Source organism: Coleofasciculus sp. G3-WIS-01 (genome assembly GCF_040223135.1).
Classification (GTDB): domain Bacteria; phylum Cyanobacteriota; class Cyanobacteriia; order Cyanobacteriales; family Coleofasciculaceae; genus Coleofasciculus.
The window spans coordinates 1-20,969 of record NZ_JAVJZI010000037.1 but is presented as its reverse complement, the minus strand read 5'-3'; the positions used below and the strand labels follow the sequence as shown (position 1 = coordinate 20,969).

17 protein-coding genes and 2 pseudogenes are annotated in these 20,969 nt (G+C 44.8%); 8 read left to right on the top strand and 11 right to left on the bottom strand.

What is annotated here, in order from left to right:
- Window positions 1–773: 773 nt before the first annotated feature.
- Window positions 774–1,151, bottom strand: a complete 378-nt coding sequence (dndE, locus tag RIM23_RS04060; protein ID WP_446364682.1) for a DNA sulfur modification protein DndE — start codon at window positions 1,149–1,151, stop codon at window positions 774–776.
- A gap of 759 nt (window positions 1,152–1,910) precedes the next feature.
- Between dndE and RIM23_RS04055 the strand changes: the two genes are divergently transcribed.
- From RIM23_RS04055 to rsgA, 3 genes are all read left to right on the top strand, one after another.
- Window positions 1,911–3,458 carry a glycosyltransferase family 39 protein gene (locus tag RIM23_RS04055; protein ID WP_446364680.1) on the top strand — a complete coding sequence of 516 codons (1,548 nt, stop codon included), beginning with the start codon at window positions 1,911–1,913 and terminating at the stop codon, window positions 3,456–3,458.
- Window positions 3,459–3,729: 271 nt separating this feature from the next.
- Complete coding sequence (locus tag RIM23_RS04050; protein ID WP_446364678.1) at window positions 3,730–4,578, top strand: prepilin peptidase; 849 nt, start codon at window positions 3,730–3,732, stop codon at window positions 4,576–4,578.
- Between the two features lie 198 nt (window positions 4,579–4,776).
- Window positions 4,777–5,838, top strand: coding sequence for a ribosome small subunit-dependent GTPase A (gene rsgA, locus RIM23_RS04045; RefSeq protein WP_446364676.1), 1,062 nt, complete (start codon window positions 4,777–4,779; stop codon window positions 5,836–5,838).
- Between the two features lie 452 nt (window positions 5,839–6,290).
- Here the strand turns inward: rsgA and RIM23_RS04040 are convergent.
- From RIM23_RS04040 to RIM23_RS04000, 9 genes and pseudogenes are all read right to left on the bottom strand, one after another.
- Window positions 6,291–6,455: pseudogene (locus RIM23_RS04040) on the bottom strand (helix-turn-helix domain-containing protein); the annotation flags it as partial.
- 156 nt (window positions 6,456–6,611) lie between these two features.
- Window positions 6,612–9,704, bottom strand: a complete 3,093-nt coding sequence (locus tag RIM23_RS04035) for a plasmid replication protein, CyRepA1 family (protein ID WP_446364690.1) — start codon at window positions 9,702–9,704, stop codon at window positions 6,612–6,614.
- Window positions 9,705–9,996: 292 nt separating this feature from the next.
- A pseudogene (locus RIM23_RS04030) lies at window positions 9,997–10,718 on the bottom strand (alcohol dehydrogenase catalytic domain-containing protein).
- A gap of 237 nt (window positions 10,719–10,955) precedes the next feature.
- The gene (locus tag RIM23_RS04025; RefSeq protein ID WP_446364674.1) at window positions 10,956–11,936 is read right to left on the bottom strand and encodes a DNA cytosine methyltransferase; all 981 of its coding nucleotides are present in this window, start codon (window positions 11,934–11,936) and stop codon (window positions 10,956–10,958) included.
- Between the two features lie 9 nt (window positions 11,937–11,945).
- Window positions 11,946–12,146, bottom strand: coding sequence for a hypothetical protein (locus tag RIM23_RS04020; RefSeq protein ID WP_446364672.1), 201 nt, complete (start codon window positions 12,144–12,146; stop codon window positions 11,946–11,948).
- A complete protein-coding gene (locus tag RIM23_RS04015) occupies window positions 12,139–12,546 on the bottom strand; it encodes a DUF433 domain-containing protein (RefSeq protein WP_446364670.1) in 408 nt (135 codons plus the stop codon). Before RIM23_RS04015 ends, RIM23_RS04020 begins: the two co-directional genes overlap by 8 nt.
- Window positions 12,547–13,257, bottom strand: a complete 711-nt coding sequence (locus RIM23_RS04010; RefSeq protein WP_446364668.1) for an NADAR family protein — start codon at window positions 13,255–13,257, stop codon at window positions 12,547–12,549.
- 46 nt (window positions 13,258–13,303) lie between these two features.
- Window positions 13,304–14,344: a phosphoribosyltransferase-like protein gene (locus tag RIM23_RS04005; protein WP_446364666.1), complete on the bottom strand. Its 1,041-nt coding sequence runs from the start codon at window positions 14,342–14,344 to the stop codon at window positions 13,304–13,306.
- 27 nt (window positions 14,345–14,371) lie between these two features.
- Window positions 14,372–14,701, bottom strand: a complete 330-nt coding sequence (locus RIM23_RS04000; RefSeq protein ID WP_446364664.1) for a pentapeptide repeat-containing protein — start codon at window positions 14,699–14,701, stop codon at window positions 14,372–14,374.
- Between the two features lie 128 nt (window positions 14,702–14,829).
- On the opposite strand from RIM23_RS04000, the gene RIM23_RS03995 reads away from it, so the two are divergent.
- Window positions 14,830–15,414 (top strand): Uma2 family endonuclease, encoded by a 585-nt coding sequence (locus RIM23_RS03995; protein WP_446364662.1) that lies wholly within the window; start codon window positions 14,830–14,832, stop codon window positions 15,412–15,414.
- A 10-nt stretch (window positions 15,415–15,424) separates the two neighbouring features.
- Here the strand turns inward: RIM23_RS03995 and RIM23_RS03990 are convergent, their stop codons facing one another.
- Window positions 15,425–18,280, bottom strand: a complete 2,856-nt coding sequence (locus RIM23_RS03990) for a pentapeptide repeat-containing protein (protein WP_446364660.1) — start codon at window positions 18,278–18,280, stop codon at window positions 15,425–15,427.
- A gap of 255 nt (window positions 18,281–18,535) precedes the next feature.
- On the opposite strand from RIM23_RS03990, the gene RIM23_RS03985 reads away from it, so the two are divergent.
- The 4 genes from RIM23_RS03985 (at window position 18,536) to RIM23_RS03970 (ending at window position 20,949) form a co-directional block, all read left to right on the top strand.
- Entirely contained in the window at window positions 18,536–19,177 is a 642-nt protein-coding gene (locus RIM23_RS03985) for a general stress protein (protein ID WP_446364658.1), read from the top strand.
- Window positions 19,178–19,231: 54 nt separating this feature from the next.
- On the top strand, window positions 19,232–19,702 hold the full coding sequence (locus tag RIM23_RS03980; RefSeq protein WP_446364656.1) for a BON domain-containing protein: 471 nt from the start codon (window positions 19,232–19,234) through the stop codon (window positions 19,700–19,702).
- A gap of 318 nt (window positions 19,703–20,020) precedes the next feature.
- Window positions 20,021–20,605 (top strand): general stress protein, encoded by a 585-nt coding sequence (locus RIM23_RS03975; RefSeq protein ID WP_446364654.1) that lies wholly within the window; start codon window positions 20,021–20,023, stop codon window positions 20,603–20,605.
- Window positions 20,606–20,826: 221 nt separating this feature from the next.
- Window positions 20,827–20,949 carry a hypothetical protein gene (locus tag RIM23_RS03970; RefSeq protein ID WP_446364652.1) on the top strand — a complete coding sequence of 41 codons (123 nt, stop codon included), beginning with the start codon at window positions 20,827–20,829 and terminating at the stop codon, window positions 20,947–20,949.
- Window positions 20,950–20,969: the final 20 nt, after the last annotated feature.

The window sequence follows — 20,969 nt, the reverse complement described above, 5'->3', positions numbered from 1 at the left end:
CTGTCATCACCGTTGTAGATTCCCCTAAACTTGATAATTCTTTGGTGACAGGTTTTCTGAGGGTTAAACTAAAATACTGGAAACTGAAATAGACATATCGTGCCATTGACAGTGATACGCTATTACTTACCCAAACCTGTGATACCTGTCCGGATTTTTGGGGTAGATACGTCTTATACCTGTTGAGGAGATGCGGTTCCCTTATCAGCCTTATTTCTTGGTTAAAAGAATAAATCATTTCACCGTAACTCGAACAGCTAGCCTGAAATCAATACAGGGTAAATGTCTTTCCTTGCTAAAATCAGGAGCTAGTTATCACGCTAATAGAGCTGAGAATTCTCTACTCACCGATAATCGAGTTAACCGATATTCTAAACAACCACAATGAAGATTGCCTATAAGTTTATAGTAACTTTAACTTGTGCTTATGGATAAACAGTCTCTCCCTAGTCCACGCCTGTTTTTATAGACAGTGAAATACCTCAGGTTAACCTGTAGGGTGGGTGAGACGGTTACTCAATTGATGAAGCAAACTGTTTAATCATAACCCCTCTGAACCCACCCACTTATCCTTTCTTCAAGGCGAATTCAAGATGAAGGCTAACCCCTTGACTTGTGCTGTAATTTCAGGTACTATTTCATCATGGGAAAATGTGTGCGCCTATAAACCCCGCTCAAGAACCAAGCGTTGGGTGGGTGAAAGGAAACTCAATGGCTTAAACAAACCATTTAAAGAGATAGCCGTCTGTTGAGAGTGATAGGGAGAGAACTAATCAAAACCCCTCCACTCCCATAAAATCTTCAATTGTCTTAATCGTGGGATCACCAGCTAAATACCCAATCCCCCGATGGAGATGAAGACGAAATTGAGTAGTCAGAGTCTCCTTATCACACCCTAAACCATCATTATGACAGCGTTGTTTCAGCGCAATTAACAAAATATCAGCCAATTCACCACCAAACACCCGCCACGTCATTTCCAAATTCGAGTCAGCCGGAATCGGGACAGGTGAAGGTTGAGTGGGTTCCGCCAAGGAACGGCAAAACGCCCAACGGCAAAGAATATTCCACTGATCAATTTTAGTATAGCGTTTGAGTTTAGTGAGTTGGTCTTTAGCTGATTTTGAGAGTTTAAAACGTTCAATTTCCATTTTTCAGGCAACAGGGAACTACTTAACAGGGAATAGGGGAACGGGTGCATGTCAACGCAAGTAAGTTGAGTCTTTGGGACGTAGGTCTTTCTCCTTCGCTACTGACATATCTGTAGCTTGACTCAATATTGTTTTGGCTCAACTTGTCAAGCTTTGATAATTTATACTATTCCTTCCTCCCAAAAATATTTAAATTTTCCAATCAGAGTCTCGTCTTAACAAAAAGTCATAATTGCTCATTTTCGACCCCTTTTCCCGAATAATCTACGAATTTTCAAGGGTTACGGCGATTGTGAGAAAAATGTGCGGTTTTCAGGTATAGTATTTATGGTGAGTATTTTGTAAGTTTTAATCATCTAGACATAGCTAAACCCCTTTAAGCTTCGTAAAACTTTGTATAATTTTTAGTTTTCGCCTCACTGCCAATGTTACCTTAAACCCATGTATTTTTTTAAAGTTTCGATAAAAATCATAACCAAGACTTGACAAAAACACAGATTGCACAGACGGAATAGCACAGATAGAACAGTAAATAGTGAAGCACACAGATTGACACAGACGACGAAATAGTCATCCCACAAGCTAATCATTTTTTATCCGGGGGCAAACATCTTGTCATCCTTAGCCCCATTGAGAACTAACACCTCTGTGAAATCAGTGGGAATAACCTGCCAAGTCCCCACCACTACCGTTCCTGCTTACTCAGCGAAATCAGTGTTATCAAACATCTGATAAAATTTTTATTGGAATAAATGAATTATGTTAAAAAAATTACCATTAAGTCCAACCGGGTGGCGAAATTTAGCAATCGCCTTAATCGTACTAGGGATATTTTTCCGCTTCTATAACCTCGATCGCAAGGTTTACTGGTACGATGAGACGATGACCTCGATGCGAATCTCTGGATATACCCAAACCGAAGTCATCCAGCAGACTTTCGACGGAGAGGTGATTCCGGTTAAAGCCTTCTTAGAGAAGTATCAGTATCCCACACCGGAAAAAAATCTCAATGACACGATTAACGCCTTAGCCGGAAATCCAGAACATTCCCCCCTTTATTATCTAATGGCGCGGTTCTGGTTGCAAATCTTTCCGGATTCAATTATCACAATTCGCAGCTTATCCGTATTAATCAGTTTCCTAGCATTTCCTTGTATGTACTGGTTATGTGGGGAACTCTTTGGGTTATCTACAGTAAGTTGGGTTGGTGTTGCTATTCTAGCGATTTCTCCGTTCCATGTCTTGTACGCTCAAGAAGCACGGGAATATAGTTTATGGACGGTAACAATTTTACTATCAAGTGCGGCGTTATTGCGAGCAATGCGATTGAAAACCTTACTAAGTTGGGGAATTTACGGAGTCAGTGTAGCGCTGGGACTTTATACTCATCCGTTTTCCGCATTTGTTTCGATTGGACATGGCATTTATATTTTAGTCACTGAAGGGTTCCGCTGGAGTCGGCGGCTGACGAGTTATTTATTATCGTCCCTATTCGGGTTACTCCTATTTTTACCATGGCTAGGGATTGTGATTAGCCATTTTTCCAAATTCGTGGATAATACCGCCTCAGTTAACTTGAATCGAGAAGGATTTTTACCCTTATTTTGGGGATTAAACTTGAGTCGAATTTTCTTTGATGTGAATCAAGGAACCAGTCCATTTAGTCCACTGCATTACCTCAGTGCTTTATTAGCCGGCTATGGGCTTTACTATCTTTACCGCAAAGCCCCCCTCAACGCTTGGGTGTTTATTATCACCTTAATTGGCGTTACCGGAATTGCCCTAATTGGACCCGATGTCATTTTAGGGGGGCGTCGTTCTAGTATTACCCGATACGCCATTCCCAGTTATTTAGGGATTCAGATAGCAGTCGCTTATTTGATAGCAGCCAAAACTACTGCAATCAACGGCAAGACAAGGCATTTGAAGCGCTGGCAACAGGGCGCGATCGCACTCTTATTTTGTGGTATTCTCTCCTGTATCGTCAGCGCCCAATTTCCGGTGTGGTGGCACAAAAGTCATAGTAAAAGTCGATATAATCCTCAAGTAGCTGAAATTGTCAATCAAACCAAAAATCCCCTAGTGGTTAGTGATAAAATTCCGGGAATTATGTTTTCTCTCAGTCATTCCCTCAATGGAGACGTTCATCTCCAGATGGTTTTACCTCCTGGTATTCCAGAAATTCCGGATACATTTTCCCCCATATTTGTTTATCGACCCACTGAAACCTTACAGCAAGGAATTCAAGCCAATCATAAATTAACAGAAGAACCCCATTCAAAATCATGGTTATGGAGAGTGGAATAGTTTGTTGGTAGTTGCGCTGCCTTCGCCCTAATCCGAATGTCACTGACTTTAGAGTTTGTAGTAAGCGCTTTAGCGCTTCTGGCACGCTTCGTGCCTACTACGAACCCAACTTAAGTCAGTGGCATTCGCCCTAATCCTTTGCACCCATTACCTCAAAGTCTAGCCAGAAATGATTATAAGTTAAATCGTACTAACTTAAAGCTGGTAGGCAATGTCTGACGTTAAACTCGTTAGGTGTCGTTCCTCCACCCAACCTACAACTTGATTCAACATGGATACTTTAATTATCATCGTAACCTCTCTAATCCTATTTACCCTCGGCGCATCAATTGGTAGCTTTCTCAACGTAGTGGTTTATCGCCTACCTGCCAATTTATCCATACTTTTTCCCCCCTCACGTTGTCCTCATTGCTTACATAAATTAGGAAAACGGGAAAATATCCCTATCCTGGGTTGGCTGTGGTTAAAAGGGCGCTGTCGTCATTGTCATAGTCGCATCTCTTGGCGTTACCCCCTAATCGAAGCAATCACGGGACTATTATTTTTATTAGTATTTTGGCGATATAGTTTGGGCATAGAAACCCTAGGATATTGGGCATTTTTAAGCTGGTTATTAGCCCTATCCTTAATTGATCTCGATACAATGACTCTACCCAACTCGCTCACCCAGTCGGGCTTAGTTGTGGGTATAGTCTTTCAAGGCGCATTCGCTTTTTCCCAGACGGCTCAACTTTCAGATATATCGGCTCAACTCATGACCGGAATTGGCGGGGCTGTTCTAGGAATTTGGTTATTTGACATCATCACCCTAGTCGGTTCTATCATCTTTGGGCAAACCGCCATGGGGGGAGGAGATGCCAAACTAGCCGCAATGATGGGGGCTTGGTTAGGATGGAAGTATTTACTATTAGCTGGGTTTTTAGCCTGTGCAGTCGGGGCGTTTGCTGGGGGCGGTGCCATGGCGATGGGTTGGCTGAATCGGCGACAACCAATACCCTTTGGACCTTTTCTAGCTTTAGGCGCTGGATTGACAGTTTTTTGGGGAGAAGCTATTCTGTCAGCTTATCTACGGTTATTTTTTCCCTTATCATTTTCTGAGATCACTGTAGTGTTTTTGTAGTATAATACATAAATATGTTGTCGGGAAATACCCGGAAGGATAACTCCATGTCTGAGGTTGTAACCATTTCCACCCCAATAAAACAACTCAAGGCAACAACAGAGGGTTTGACGCGATCGCGTGATTTCTCAGGCTAAAGAACGTGAAAAATCCTCTGTGCGCCTTGCCCAAATCAAGCAACAGACACTGAGGAAACCAATGAATTTAGAATCATTAGGCTGGAGTCAATTTTTTGCCAACAGCCTCAATTCCCAATGGCAAGAAGGCTACACCATTGGTCGAGTTGCCCTAGAGTACAAAAATACCTACCGTCTCTACACCGAAAAAGGCGAACTCTCAGCAGAGGTTATCGGCAAACTGCGATACCAAGCAACTGGACGTCAGGACTTTCCGGCTGTAGGAGATTGGGTGGTAATTCGCCTCACCAATGAAGGTAAACATGGGATAATTCATCGCATTTTGCCCCGAAAAAGTCAATTTCAAAGGAAAACCGTTGGCGCAAAAACCGAAGTCCAAATTATTGCCACGAATATCGATACCATATTTTTGGTCTCTGGTTTGGATGGAGATTTTAATCTGCGGCGCATTGAACGCTACCTGCTTTTGGTGTGGGAAAGCGGCGCGAATCCTGTAATTGTCCTCAATAAAGCGGATTTATGCGAGGATATTGCTGAAAAGCAAGAGGCTGTTGAAGCGATCGCTTTTGGTGTACATGTAATTATATTAAGTGCCGTCAAAAATCAGGGATTAGAAGCCCTAAAACCCTACCTAAAACCCGGAGAAACAGTTACCTTACTAGGTTCATCAGGCGTCGGCAAATCCACTTTGGTGAACCAGTTAATCGGTCAAGTCGTGCAAGGGGTTGGAGAAGTCCGTTCGGACGATAGTAAAGGGCGACATACCACCACCCATCGCCAATTAATTCCCCTGCCTTCAGGAGGTTTGCTGATCGATACTCCAGGGATGCGGGAACTTCAGATCTGGGCAGACGAGGAAAGTTTAGCCGATACCTTTACCGATATCGACACCTTAGCCCAGCACTGTCGTTTTCGCAATTGTAAACACCAAGAGGAACCCGGTTGTGCAGTGCAACAAGCCTTGAAAAATAGCACCCTTGATAATCAGCGTTTCCTGAATTATCAAAAACTGCAAAAAGAACTTCACTATTTAGCCAGGAAACAAGACCAAAAAGCCTCCTTAGCCGAGAAGGAAAAATGGAAAAAAATCACGAAAGCATTGAGGAATCAACACAAACACTGATACCAAATCGCAGAACATCATAGCGCCCATGTAGGGGAGGGTTTCACCACTATCGTTTCTAGTTTACCCAGATGCAAATAAACCCGCCCCGGGCAATTTCCACGAGATGCGCCGCCTCTTGCCAAATCTTCATTGTATCAGCCAAAAGACTTGAGTATGATCAGGAAATGCTGGGGGTAAATCAGAACAAGTTCCTATTGTCATTTGTCATTTGTCATTTGTCATTTGTCATTTGTCATTAGTCCTTTGTTATTTGTCCGATCATCTCCAGTTATTGCCCCCATTCTATAAAATTATCCCCCCATCCTTCAATCACCTCTGCGCCCTCTGCGAAAACCTCTGCGTTCCTCTGCGTTAAAAAACATAATTGCAAATCCCCAGCATCACCACTGCTATTGGTTCGAGCTGCTGTAGAAATGCCCGTTCCTACCTCTGAGTAGATAAATAGCAATTTTGATCGAGCAAGCATTTATCTGACATTTACGACTGTTTACCCAATCTTTGCGCTCACAAAGGGCATAGTTGTAAACTCTGCGGCATTGTTCCAGCCATTCACCAAAGATGGCTATTTGGGCGCTAGTTGGCTTTAACTTAAACTCGTAAATCAGATTAAACATTTGCTCGACCTTCTGCAATGTTACTGATATTATATTACACTATTTATTGAGCGGCATCAGGATTATTTTTCTCCCATGGTGCACTAATGAGATTCTTCATTCCGCTGTCGCTCAATTCAGAATGACAAAGGACTAATGACGAATAACGAATGACAATCAACAATCCGAGAAATTAAGACAAAGCTGCACATAGTCAACCCCTGCATCAATTTTTGTCTGTGTTGAAAAAGCATCCAGTCGTTGATGAGACATCTCTAACACCTCACAGCTTTGCGCCAACCACTGCTGAAATACCTCAAATCGACCATCCGATGGATGAACCACCTGATAAACGCGCACGCGATTTAAACGCTTACTTTCACGACCAATACATTGAAGTCCATAGCCAATCTTATCCAACAAACGCCGGACAATGCGAATGGGTGTCGAATTTGACGCCAATCCAATCCCCAACGTCGTTTTAATCGACGCCCGATCCGATAGTGCCAATCGCGCCATCGCCTGCAAATCCTGATCAGTTCCTCGTAACTCACGCCCCCTATCTGCCAGCAAAACGGGCACTCCCAAAAGTTCCATCGTCCCTACCGCCGCCCCCAATTGAGAACGATTAAAGTCAGGCAAAAAAATACTTCCACCCCCTAATTGAATCAATCGACGTGCCATCGCCGCATCCCGTTGCGCCAAATGGTCTCGCCCTATCGTGAGAAAATAATGCAGCAATAGCTTTTGATACCAACCCTGATCATCCTTAGCCACAAGTTGAGCAGTAACCGGAATCCGATAACGCTGCTTTAACTCATACTTACGAATCGCGCGTCGTTGAGCAAGGGTTTTCACTAATCGTTTTTGCCCGGTATTATACTGATGATCACTGAGATTTTTAGCCCGGGCGATCGCTAAACATTCTGCTTGATAATTTTGGTCTTTCACCGCCGCGATCGCAGCCGTCAGCGAATCTGCTTCAACCTTCCCCTGTGTCTGGTTAGCCTCTCCTCCCGTCTGTTGATCCGAAACCTCAACCACCTGATGCCCTTCCTCCCGCAGCGCCGCCAGTACCGATTCGCGATACTGAAACATGGACGCATTATGCCTTACCGCCATTCTTGCCCAGCACAATAGCGATTCCGCCTGAAAACCCGTCTCAATATCATCAATAGCATCAAAATCTGATTGTTGTAACAATCGAATATTAAGCTGAGTCAAACGCCGTCCCGATGTCAACAAAGCGGGAATCGACGTTGAACCATTTCCCACCCGATTAAACCCACCAGGCGCCACCCACAGGAACCGAGGCAAATTTTGCCGCACCCGCCCTAACGCCTGACGCACCGAGTTTTCACTTTGCACCCCAATCGCAATCCCCCAAACCGAGGTGAAATGTCCCTGCAACTCAATGCTGACTCCCGTTTCAATCACCGGACTTGCCAAAACAATATCATACTGACTCAAAACCCCATCCAAATCACCCATACAGCCATACGCCGGATGAGTCGGTTCAGCTAGGGATTCTGAATCAATGCGGAGAATCTTCGCCTCAGGAAATCGAGAACGCAGATACGCCTCCAACGTACAAGTTCCCCACTGACTCCCCCGTTTCTGGGCAGAAAGGCAAACAAAGGGTTTCCCACCAGCTGCAATGTGCCGTTCCAAGTCCTGAATCAATCGTTCTGGTTTAGGTTCTGGATAATAGTTTACCCGCCACGATTCCAACTCGCTGGGTTTCCAGGTATTGTGAATAATATAAGGATGTTGGGGAACCCCCGATAAAGAAATCAAGTAATCGATAGAGACATCACTCAAATCCGCATCCGCCACATAGACTTGCCCCTCACCTGCCAAAACATTCTGCATCAATGTCTTTAGGGATTTCAGAATCGCCACTCGATGACTACTGCAAGTATCCGAATCCAACCCATGCCAAAGAACCTGTTCCACTTCATCAATAATCACCACCCCATCTGACCAGTTCACCGCCTCAAACCTAGCCTGAGAAGTAGGATGGAGAGAGTCAACGCACAGACCATAGCCTAAAGTAGCACCTGTATCCCCATCCTGTACCTGAGTGATATAGTTCAAGCCAAAGCGCTGACACAACGCCTCCAGGAGTCGCACTCGATGACCAATCACCAAAACCCATTTCTGGCGCTTGATGGCGTCTTTGACAATCGTTTCTAACCATTGGGTTTTCCCTGTCCCTTTGGGGGATTTAATCCCAATCAGTTTGGCATCCTCAGGAATCGATAGTTCCCCTAAATAGCGGTGATTTACCTGTACCGTGGGCGGATACGTCAGGCGGGTTAAGGACTGGGCTTTCCAGGTATCGAGGGGGACGGCGGTTTGATAGGCTTGGTCAAATGCTGTCTGAGTACTGATGGCAATTAAGTCATCCACCCCTTTCCCTTGGTCTGGATGCCAACTGATTACTTTGACAGAACATCTCTGTTGGGTTAATAAATATCCCAACTGGCGAATAGCCGCATTAACCGTTTTGATTGTACTTGGTTTAGTGTCTTGGTCGAAGGCAATATAAATCGTTCTCCCCGGCGTTGCTAATTTGAGTAACTGGGGGATGAGGCGAGACTTAGCGATACGATGTCCCTGTTCATCTCTAGGGACACGATAGCCCCCAAATACACCAGGGAGGGCAATGGCTGCATAGCCGGCGGTGAGTAAAGCCCCCGCTTTCTTTGCGCCCTCAGTAATACACAAAGGAACTTCTGGATGGGCGATAAGCCACTGCCAAAATCCCCTGGCAACTGTTGACCCTTCACCGCCTTCGAGGGCATAGTTTTGAATGTGTAGGGGCTCTTTTAGGGACTGACTGGGGGCGATTGATGATAACGTTTCTGCATGATCAAATGGAAGCGTCATGTTATAGCGATTAGCAATACCTTGCCACAGATGTAGGGGGACACGCAGGGCAAAGATACCTGTGGGGGTTAGAGGCGGATGTTCATATTTAATCGGTTTTCCTGTCTGAGTATTGTGCCGAGGAGAACTGGGCTTGAAACAACCCCAGAGGTCATCATTACCTGTGAGTAGGTCAATTCCGGAACACCACCATCCCCCGTGTTCTGTATGTTCGTAGCGTTTGAGGATGCGGTGACTGACACGACCATCATTGCGTCGTGGTAATGTATCCGCGTAGAGTAAATAGTTCGATGGGCAAGTGCCAGTTAAAGGGATAACGTTCAGGCGGGTGAGTTGGTCATCGATACAGCTACTGTTCCATTCTTGCAGATAATTCACGGGATTAGAGATTGAGTGGGTCATACAGGAAACTACACTACATCTAGTAGCCAAACTAGATAGGTTAGGAAAGGAACACTAATTATAGGGCTTGTTGACCAACGATCGCAGTGTCCTGTAAAAAAATGGCGGTGCAGGGCGCAACATAAGTGAGTTAGGCAAGAATTCGTTATAGCAGTAGACACATCGATTAGGACAAACGAACTGTTGTTCCAGACGCTTCAAAAGCGCGTCTCTACCATAAGATGCGTCCTAACCGCTATGGCGATTGCTATAAATCTCAGACTGAGCTTTAAGCGACCTGATCGGGCTTGAGTATAACCTTGATACAGTTGTCCTGCTTGTGTTTGAAAATTTCGTAGCCGTGGGGTGCTTGTTCTAACGGTAGACGATGGGTAATCACGAAAGATGGATCAATCTTGCCATTTTGGATAGAATCAAGTAACGGGCGCAAGTAGCAATGAACGTGGGTTTGTCCTCCGCAGCCATGTATCCCGTCGGGAAGATATCGGTTAGAAACACGACTTGTTCATCGGTTAGTCCCTCTGGAATCTTGAACAAACCGACATCAGCAAAGGGAACACGAGCGTATTCCGCCTGACCTCCACCGTAGCCTCCTGTCATATGAGAGTAGCCAAAAAGACCTGCTGGGGAATGACCCATGAGTTTTTCCGCCATCGCAGCGTTAGGGTTAGAGTTGTCACACAGTGACCATAAATCCCGCTTACAGAAGAAGCACGATCCGCAGGAAATGGTAAAGGGGACAACGACGCGATCGCCTATGTTGACATTCTTGACAGCACTGCCCAATTCAACGACTTCTCCCATGAATTCATGACCCAGGATGTCGCCCTCTTTCATTGTGGGGTTATAGCCATCATAAAGATGTAAATCTGAACCGCAAATCGCCGTTGTCGTGATTTTAACAATCGCATCACGCGGATCAAGGATTTTTGGATCGGGTACGGTGTTGACTTCTACCTTATGGGTATCCTGCCAGCAGACGGCTTTCATTGTTTTTTCCTTTTGTAATGTGAGACTATTAAGCGTTAGTTTTGAGGCGTTCTGCCCTAAAGCTATTCTAAAGATTGAGTAGTCTCCTCTCCTCTGACTAATGAAATAGGATACTTTATCTAATGCTCTATCTAAGGGATGATACAGTGCTTAACTTGATTATTAAATTGATTGCATTAGCCTCTATTAATTTTTAGTTAGTCCGCGTAGGCGGACTTTGTTTGTTTAGCCGCGATTTTAATCGCCACGGCTTAAGTTGACTTTTACGGAACAGGCTAAAGTTTTTGCCAAAATGGGAGGAACAGCATTGCCAATTTGGTTACATTGACTTTCTTCATTGCCCTTGAATTCAAACCAATCCGGAAAACTTTGCAAACGCGCTCCTTCACGAACCGTTAACCGTCGTCTACGTCCATCGGGTAAACGGATACGCAACATATCACCTGTAGGAGCGCTTAAATTTCGGCAAGTAACGGTTCTAGAAGGGGTATCAAGGTGTAAATCTCTGGGTCTAACGCACTTAGATGCTCTCTCGTATTTTTTGATATATTCATCCATGCTGGGAGTGAGGAATTTAGCATTTGGGGGTGCAATCAAGGCGAGTTCTCCCAGTGCTTCACCAACGGTATAAGGTAAATTATTATGGGTTTTGGGATGCCATTTCCATCCGCCTCGGTGAGCCACACAAAAAAGACGTTCTCTTCGCTGAGGAACACCATAATGTGCGGCGTTGAGGAGATCCCATTCAACGATATAGTTTAGACCCCTGAGAGCGCTGGTAATTTCTTCAAAGTAGGTTTTATTGCGAAATAGCATTCCCCGCACGTTTTCAAATAAAGCAAGCTGGGGGCGATAAGATTTAACCGCGTCAAGAAATATGGGGAAACCATCGCGACTGTCTTTGAGTCCCCGTTGATGTCCACCAACGCTAAAGGGTTGACAGGGTGGACCACCAATGATGACATCGGCTCCATCGACTAAATCGGGTTGGCGTGTTAGCGTGGTCTGATAGCAGAAACCATGCAGGTTGTGCTGATAAGTGGTGCAGGCGTCTGCTAATTTTTCATAACCGATAGTTCTAAATCCTGCGGCTTCAAAACCGAGTGCTAATCCTCCACAGCCAGCAAATAGATCAATCACCAAAGGTGCTGTCGCATCGATGGGGGGAAGTTGAAGTTCTTGCTCAAGGCAATCAAGGTAGGGGAGTTTGTTTGGCATTCTCCTATTTTAGGACGCGATCGCACGCTTATCTTCTCCATACCTTAAATAGAACGACTCAAAAAATGGGAGTAAATTCATGGTTAATTCAGGTTGGGATGAGACAAGGCTCAAAGCCGCGATCGCTTCTGTTCGTAGTAAGCACTTTAGTGCTTGGAAATTGAGCATTTTAAGCCACTCGCATTGGCTACTACAAACCCGTTTAGACATGAGCGGCTTCTATGGCTTGTTCAGCCGCGATCGCATGATCAATTTCTTCACGGTGGGCGTGGTAAAATGCTAGGGCTTCATCGATTTGTTCTGCATTCAAGTCATACTCAGCGGCTATCTGATTTAAGGATAAACCCCACTGTTGAGCCGCAATGACTACGGTTTTGACTCTTAGATTAGTCCCACGCAAAATCGGTATAAGCTGACCGCTAGCACTGTTACGATAGGTAACATGAGCAAAGGTTGGGACGTTACGTTGTCCTTTCAGAGAATTTACCTTTTCTGCGATCGACCTGTCATTTGGCTGTGCTGTCGGCAAACTTAGATCTCTTAGAATAGCTTTAGCTTCCTCTATCCTTTGAGTGAATTGATTATGGGAATACTCAGGGTTCTCAACCATTTAAAACAATTTCAAAGAGAGCTGTATGGGTTGACTCAGTAAGCGAGATTCCTCAGATAATTTTTGCTCAGTAATTTTCTGATGCTTAGTTTGAGTATTATTAATGTTATATGATTCATTATTGTTGCCACCTTTTACAATTAAACCAACTTCTTTACCGTAGAGCAACAATTCTGGAATAGCTGGAGGTATTACGACTTTTAGTGAATCAGAATTATGCACTTTTAACAATTCTCTTAATTCCATCAACAAACGACCAAGAACATTTGTGCCAGTAAGGGTTTCTTCATCAACTGGAATAGCACCCCAAAAGTTATCTTTACGGGAATCCTCTACAATGGGTCGATCACCTGTTGATAACAAGAGACTACTAAAACGATCCCAATTTTGAGCTAGCTTCACACGTAAGGACCAGCGCATAATCTTTACCCGAACTGCATCCCAGTCAGATCGCGACTGGTTACGGTAAGGTTTGCTCTTCATCTTTGCCGTCATTGGACTCCGTTGAGCAATTATCATGCGTTGAACATCTGGTAAATGGGGAAATCGACACGCCTGATAGAGAGCTTCAGAGGTGAGAATTCGCACACCATTGACAAGCAAAGGATATCCACCTGCCATATTTGAAAGTCCACCAAATGCCTCATTAGTCTTACGAAACGTAACACAATCTTTTCTGCAATACGTTCTATGTGCTAGAGTTTTATTCATTTTATATCCCTCCAAAATACTCTGTAGTATAACTCTTAAAACAAAGCTATGGCTGATTAACTTTACGTGGGAACAGTGGATACCATTTGCTAACTGGGTGACTTGATGGAAAACTAGGATCTCCCCACCATAGTACCAAAGGACAGTTGTTAGCGATATTTCGGTAAGTTACAAATATTGCCCCAAAACCAAGAGACTCAAGATACTCATACCCCAAGGGTCGCATTTCAGGTTTAGGATTTTTTGCTAGAGATACTATGTAGGCTCCAGCCTTCAAGAAGGCACGTTCAACTACTTCACGCGCTTCTGGTGAAGAGAATATTGTTTCTTTTGTAGGTACTCCACTAGGTCGAAAGAGTCGCGGACTAAAAATTTTCCCTTGACATCTGTCTCTTACCTGCTGTATGTATGCATCAACTAGCTCATCTCCAGAGATTTCACAAGGCCAGAGACACTCAAATCTTTCAGTATCTTGAGGGAGGTTATTAAATTTATACCATTTTCTATAGTCTAAAGAGACATCATATACTTTAGCCTCTACATCCAATTGTTGTTGAAGATAACTAAGACCACGATTATGTGCTGCCAGAAATATTAGATATACGGTTGTGCCTCGAATAGCTTCAGGAAGCCACTGCTTCAAGTCGTAACGTACTGTGTTTCCAGAGAAAAGACAATCATCTAGATAAATGTAAGCAACCGGAGATTCACCACAGGAGGTAATACTTATTCCATATTCAGCTTGAGTGACTTCATCTGCTAAAGTCAGGAGATCACCTTGGCTAATTCCCTTCCTCTGAATGCGTAAAAAACGTGTAAGAGGTATTACTCTTTCTGGGTGAGTTCCAAATATTTTATGAGATGTTAATGCTCTGTGGATAATATCTTTGGCTTTTTGCTGCGATACATAGTACTTCTTTAAAATGGCATCCATCTCAGCAAGAATCGTTAGCTGATCGTCTCTATTAAATTGCTCTACCCATCTATTGACATGGTCTGGAGTTATAGGTTCAATCTCGTCTTTACGATAATCGGCAATAGTTGTTGCTATTGATTCTAGTAAATTCTGACGATAAGTGCTTATCATGTTGAAATGATTTTTATTTGTCCTAATTTAACAATAATCACAAATACTCCCATCTGGCATCCTCGCCCCTTCTAAATTAACATCACTCAAATCCGCCTTATCCAAATTCGGCCCCGTCAAATCCGCCTCCCTTAAATCCGCCCCCGCTAAATCCGCATTCTGAAAATTTCTCCCGCCACTCTGATAACGCGATCGCACTTCCCCAACATCGGTTACACTAATCTCTCGCTGGGGCGGATGGCGAAAGGTAAAGGTAAACGTATCCCCACTCTGCATCACCCGCCACATCTCCTCATACAAAGGATAAGAACCCACCCCACTCAACTTCACCCACCCTTTTGCCCGAGTTAACGCCACAAATAATTGATGCCTCGGCTCACAATGCTTTGATTACTGGGCTGATTACTGGGCTGATTACTGGGCTGTTTTTTGGGCTAGACTGTGGTTAAACTCTCTCGTCTATCCCTGACAGATTGTCGCGACTTATGGCTACGTTCAGCGCTGTTACTCCAAAACGGTTTACGCTCTTAGACTATCACCGTCTCCTTGAACTGGGGTTTCTCACAGAAAATGACCGAGTGGAGTTAATTCGCGGAGAACTGATGCAAATGGTAGCGAAAAGAACCACTCACACCGTTTGCAATACCTCCTTGGTTTACGAAACGACGATGTTGTTGCAACGGCGGGCGATTGTTCGAGGACAGGAACCAATTACGTTGCTTCCCAATAGCCAACCCGAACCCGACTTGGTGATTGCGCGTAATCGTAGCGATCGCTACTTATCGGGTCATCCTCGTCCCGGTGATATTTTATTAGTCGTTGAGGTGGCAGATTCTACACTTAAGTATGACCAAGAGGTGAAGTTACCCCTCTACGCTGAGTCGGGAATTTCTGATTATTGGATATTTAATTTGTTAGCTAGTTGTTTGGAAGTTTATACTCAACCTTATCAAGATTTACAAGGTAACTTTGGCTATGCCAATAAGCAGATTTTCCTGCCGAATGCTCGTGTGACTCTGCCGAGTTTCTCTGATTTATCTCTCGATTTATCCAGCGTGTTTCCTAGCTAGATATTTCAGATCAATTAGTCTTACAAATACTCCCATCTGGCATCCTCGCCCCCTCGAAATTCACCTCACTCAAATCCGCTTTATCAAAATTTGCCCCCGTCAAATCTGCCTCCCTTAAATCCGCCCCACTCAAACTCGCCCCCACTAACTTCGCCCCCACTAACTCCGCCCCCCTTAAATCCGCATTCCCCAACTTCGCCCAACTCAAATCCGCCCCGCTTAACCGCGCCTGCTTCAAACTCGCCCCCACTAACTTCGCCTTGCGTAAACTCGCCCCACTCAAGTCAACTTCACTTAAATCTGCAATCACCAACTTCGCCCCATCTAACTGCGCCTGCTGTAAATTCGCCCCCCGCAACATCGCGCCAATTAAATTAGCGTTCCGCAAATCCGCCTCCGCTAATTGCGCCCCTGCTAAATCTGCATTCTGGAAATTTCTCCCGCCACTCTGATAACGCGATCGCACTTCCCCAACATCGGTTACACTAATCTCTCGCTGGGGCGGATGTCGAAATGTAAAGGTAAACGTATCCCCACTCTGCATCACCCGCCACATCTCCTCATACAAAGCATAAGAACCCACCCCACTCAACTTCACCCACCCTTTTGCCCGAGTTAACGCCACAAATAACTGATTCCGCAATTGCAGATTACTCTCATCTTTTGCCACATTATCCAACCCCACCACATACACCATATCCGCCTCATTTCCCTTCGCCCGATGGATACGAGACACGGTAACGCCACCCTCAAACCAAAACTTATTTGGATCACGGTTATCTTTATCAATATGCAGCATATTACAATCCATCGCACTGGGAATATAAATATCAATTCCCTGGGACATCAAAAACTCCGCCACCGCCGTTTCCAGTCGCATCGCCTCGAACCCCAACCCCAAAACAATCACCAGTATCTCGCGACTAGGTTTCAGCCCGTCATAGCGAAGATTGTAGAAAATATTATCCGCCAGTGCCGTTAATTCTTCCTGACGCGATCGATAGGCGATAAACTCAAATAAAGAACCCTGCCAAAGTTTTGATACCAAATTCGGTGAATGTTCTGATGGGCGTTTTACGGTAATTTGTTGACCTGGACGAAACTTTCCAGTTACTTCATAGCCAATCGCTTGCCAATCCTCAACACGGGTAATTCCGGTTAACATCCCCCCCCGCCGCAATAACCCCATACCAATCCCATGGGCGGCGGTAAGAATTGCCCCTGGGGTACGATAACACCGATACATGGTTTCACTTTTTCTAATTCCTCCGCCATATTGTCCGGTGACTAAATGTCCTAATTCTTCACCAAACAATTCACTAGCATTAGGGATATTCAAGCTTTCTAAACTTTGCGCTTCATCATACGCCCAAATTAACCGCCGTTGTTCAGGTTGGACGGGTTCAACGGGGCGTAATGCCTGATATGCCATCCAGTAAAAAGGCTGTTTCCCCTCAAATTTCATCGGTTCATCGACGATTAAATCTTGACCTTCATCGATTAAAATGGCATCGTATAATTTTGGGATAGCTGTATCTTCTAAAAGACGGCGACAAACTTGAGCTAACGCCTGATGAGGTTGCTTGATTTCTATATCGTTGACGGTAAGCGCCTTTACCCCCGTGTTGCGGCAAAGGGTACTATAAAATCCGGGTTGTTTTTTGCCCCCCCAAGCGTGCAGAACTTTTAATTTCCGATTCCCTATTTCGTCATATCTGATTTCGCCACTACTAAAGCGGCGCAACCATTTATCCAGTTGGGCAATAATGTTGTGATAGAGGCTGCGGCTGAAGAAGACGAGGGCGATATCCCAGTCGGGATGCTTGAGGTGGATATGGGCGGCTTTTTGACAGAGTAATACTGTTTTCCCTGAACCCGCTATCCCCCGAATCCGTTGCGGACCGGGGGGAATGGATTTGGCGATATGTTCTTGGGCTAAATCGAATTCGGATAGGTGTTGGCGTACCTGAGCAAGAATACTACCACGGGTTTGTTGAGGCGTGCCATTAATAGTTTTGAGGATAGTATTACTGTGTGCCTTAACGCGCTGTTTTGTCCGGAAAACAGGTGTCCCACTAATCACCGCTTGCAGTAATTTCCACTGCTGGTTACTCAGAGGCGTTCCTTTGATAATCGGATAGGTTTGGTGAATCCGTTTGACTAGAAAACCTAACCCCCCAGCCCCCTTCCCTTTTAGATCCCCCTCCCGTCCCCCTTCAAAAGGGGGAAGCCGGATGTTGCTGCGCTTTTGTTGCACGGAAGGGGGAGCCGGAAGCCCCTCCAAAGAAAAATTTATTCCGTTTCCCTCCCCTCGTAGGGGAGGGTTAGGGAGGGGTCTCTGAGGGGTCTGCTCTCTCGTCAATTGACTAACAACTTCATTCCAGGAAGAAATATTCTCTTTAAAGAGAATTGGCGGACAGCTAGGGAGTTGGTAGAAGCCGCTTTGATACCATTCAGTCTCGGTAATTAAAGGAAGGCAAATTAACGCCCGCCCTGTGACTTTACGGCGCAACATCGGTTCGCGATCGCAGTAGCCCAATAGTGAAAATAACTGATTTTCCGCCTGTTGGTAAGGGTTACTGCTGGTGGTGTAATAGTTTTGGAACTCCCAGCGATGACCTGTAATTGCCAGAATTTGGTCGATGGTGACGGATTTAATCTCGATCACGACTAAACCCAGTTGGGCGTCCACAATCAGAATATCGGGTTCCTTGCGAGACTTACCCACCTTAGAAAATATAGGATAGCGCCAATACCCGATACAGGTGCGATCGCTAAATGCTCTCTGTACAGCGTCCCAGGTTTTTTGTTCACCGCCTTCACCTCCTTTACCCAGTGGTTCGGTGGTAATAAATTTATAGGTCATTCGTCATTTGTCATTGGTCATTTGTCATACTCGCCTCTCGATTACAAGCTACGTCATTTGTCAGGGAATAGGGAATAGGGAATAGAAAACGGGCGATCGGCTATTCAAATTCATAGTTTATAGATGTCCTTCTTTCTCTGGATAGAGACTAAAGTTACACCTATGGATTGAGGAAATAACATCCCCAAAAAGATAAGATTTACTTATAAATTAACGACAGACTGATTTATCTCTAGCGTGTAAAAGGAGAGAACAATGGCTTTACATCAACAAAAACGGGCGATCGGTATCTTTACCAGCCGGGAAGCGGTAACACAAGCACTGCAAGAACTCAACCGGGCTAAATTTCCCCTGGATCAGGTTACCGTAGTTGCTAGAGAACTAGAAGAAAACTTGTCTCAGGAGAATCAGCAGAAGAGTCGCAGGGGTAATCAATCAGGTAAACAGGCTGCTAATGGCGCTGTTGTTGGCGGTGTCATTGGACTAGTAACTGGCGTACTCGTCGGTGTGGGTGCGTTAGCAATTCCTCTGATTGGTCCAATCATGTTAGCAGACGCTTTAGGGACTGCTGTAGCCACAACCTTAGCCGGGACAGGAATTGGCGCAGTTAGTGGTGGACTTTTGGGCGCACTGATTGGATTAGGTATTCCCAAAAAACAAGCCAAAGCTTATCATGAACGATTTTTACGGGGTGATTTTTTAGTCATTGTCGAAGGTACGGATGATCAAATTCGTCAAGCTATTTCCCTACTTAAAGATGGAGGAATCGAAGAATTGGGAGTTTACAACGCTCCAGAGATGAAAGGGATAAATACCGATTTTCCGGTTGCGGCTGTTGATGATCCTCATGCTCAGATTTCTAGATCAACGGTTTATCGAGAACCCGAACTGAATTGAGATGGATTGATATACATCTTTACTGATTATTTACCATCAAAGAGGAAAGAAAAAATGAATAAGTTTACACTCTTATGTTTGACCGGTGTTTTAAGTTTAGGGGTTTCCGCCTGTGGTGATGTCGCTAGAACCAGTACTAGCGCTCCTGATTCGATCAATGAGGTTGCTAATCCTCCGGACTTAGACACTGTGTTAAGAAATGAAAGCGATGCAACAAACCCCATCCGCAGAGCGCAAGCCAATGCTGACATTCGGGCGCGGGAGCAACGATACAATGTGTTCAGGGAAGGACAAGAACGCTCTGATCGTAACGTACAAAGTGAAGTGCGAAGTAAGTTAGAGGTTAACCTGGCAACCTCTCAACTAGCGGTTCAAGCTAATCAGGGAATTGTTACGGTAACCGGATACGTCCAAACCCAAGAAAATCTGGAACGGATTGAACCTTTAGCAAGGGAAATTCGAGGGGTTCGGGATGTCAATGTTCAAGCTGAGGTAGGACCCAAGTTACCACCCTATAATGGTTAAAATTTCTACTTAGAAAAGTAGGAAATGGAGGATGTTTCATTGGCTTATGTGTAGTTACACGACATATCATGTCCCTACAGATAGGGGTTCTGGACATTAATTTATAGTAACCCCTAGCATTAGTTAGGACACATAAAGATTTAGACGTTCCGCCGGAACGTCTCTACCACTGTTCGTTCGTCCTCAGCTATATGTCCACTGCTATATCTCTATTGACAGATGAATGCCTGCCTCAATGTGTAGTAAACAGGGTAAGAAGGCACAACTCTAGCATTCAAGGCTGAATTTGTGCTGAAACGATTATAAAGCGAGGGAGACATGGCTGAATATCAACACAACAGACACGCGCTCGGTGTATTCCCGACTCATGATGAAGCGGAGTTAGCTGTACAGGATTTGAAACGGGCAAATTTTCCTAAAGAGCAAATCTCCGTCGTTGCTAGAGATGCGGGTAGGAACGAAGAAATTGCTGGTGTTGATGTGGAAAAAGGTACAGGACATCAAATCAGTAAAGGGGCTAAAGCTGGCGCGGCTACGGGTGGAATCGGCGGCGCTGTTTTGGGTGCATTGGAAGCCCTAGGTATTACCACTTATGCAGCGTTTCTACTCCCTGGCGCTGGTCAAGTTTTAGCCTTCGGTAGCGTTGCGGCTAACGCCTTGGCGACAGCGGTTGCTGGCGGTGCAGTTGGCGCAGTCGGTGGGGGTTTAATTGGTGGTTTAGTCGGTTGGGGTGTTCCTGACGAGCAAGCGAAAGTTTATCACGATTTAGTGGCTAAAGGTGAGTATTTGATTATGGTAGAAGGGAACCCTGATCAAGTTGATTTGGCTGAAGCAATTCTTAGTCCTAGGGGAATTCGCGAATGGAAAATTTATGAAGCTCCTAGAAACAAAGCTTCTCACTAGAGTTAGACGCCAAGAACTCAAGTTCTTGGCTAATAGCTTAAGTCGGTTTTAACCGACTGCAATAATCTAATACGGGTTATACCAAGGAATTTTATAAGTAAGTTCGTGGAAATAAACTCAACTCTATTAATACTAAGTTCTGTAAATATTCCTCAAACCCTTACAAGTTATAGCAGTAGACACATCGATTAGGACTTTCGGCACCATTGTAGAGACGCGCCATGGCGCGTCTCTACATAATGGCGCGTCTCTACATAATGGCGCGTCTCTACATAATGGCGCGTCTCTACATAATGGCGCGTCTCTACATAATGGCGCGTCTCTACATAAATGATGTGTCCTAACAGCTATGGCGGTTGCTATA

Excerpts from the sequence above, each read along its gene's own strand:
- RIM23_RS04050 (WP_446364678.1), top strand. The coding sequence starts at position 3,730 with ATGGATACTTTAATTATCATCGTAACCTCTCTAATCCTATTTACCCTC.
- RIM23_RS04005 (WP_446364666.1), bottom strand. The coding sequence starts at position 14,344 with ATGATAAGCACTTATCGTCAGAATTTACTAGAATCAATAGCAACAACT.
- RIM23_RS03990 (WP_446364660.1), bottom strand. The coding sequence starts at position 18,280 with ATGACCTATAAATTTATTACCACCGAACCACTGGGTAAAGGAGGTGAA.
- RIM23_RS03995 (WP_446364662.1), top strand. The coding sequence starts at position 14,830 with ATGGCTACGTTCAGCGCTGTTACTCCAAAACGGTTTACGCTCTTAGAC.
- RIM23_RS03970 (WP_446364652.1), top strand. The coding sequence starts at position 20,827 with ATGGCGCGTCTCTACATAATGGCGCGTCTCTACATAATGGCGCGTCTC.
- RIM23_RS04055 (WP_446364680.1), top strand. The coding sequence starts at position 1,911 with ATGTTAAAAAAATTACCATTAAGTCCAACCGGGTGGCGAAATTTAGCA.
- dndE (WP_446364682.1), bottom strand. The coding sequence starts at position 1,151 with ATGGAAATTGAACGTTTTAAACTCTCAAAATCAGCTAAAGACCAACTC.
- RIM23_RS03980 (WP_446364656.1), top strand. The coding sequence starts at position 19,232 with ATGAATAAGTTTACACTCTTATGTTTGACCGGTGTTTTAAGTTTAGGG.
- RIM23_RS04020 (WP_446364672.1), bottom strand. The coding sequence starts at position 12,146 with ATGTCTAAACGGGTTTGTAGTAGCCAATGCGAGTGGCTTAAAATGCTC.
- RIM23_RS04015 (WP_446364670.1), bottom strand. The coding sequence starts at position 12,546 with ATGGTTGAGAACCCTGAGTATTCCCATAATCAATTCACTCAAAGGATA.
- RIM23_RS04025 (WP_446364674.1), bottom strand. The coding sequence starts at position 11,936 with ATGCCAAACAAACTCCCCTACCTTGATTGCCTTGAGCAAGAACTTCAA.
- RIM23_RS03985 (WP_446364658.1), top strand. The coding sequence starts at position 18,536 with ATGGCTTTACATCAACAAAAACGGGCGATCGGTATCTTTACCAGCCGG.
- RIM23_RS04010 (WP_446364668.1), bottom strand. The coding sequence starts at position 13,257 with ATGAATAAAACTCTAGCACATAGAACGTATTGCAGAAAAGATTGTGTT.
- RIM23_RS03975 (WP_446364654.1), top strand. The coding sequence starts at position 20,021 with ATGGCTGAATATCAACACAACAGACACGCGCTCGGTGTATTCCCGACT.
- rsgA (WP_446364676.1), top strand. The coding sequence starts at position 4,777 with ATGAATTTAGAATCATTAGGCTGGAGTCAATTTTTTGCCAACAGCCTC.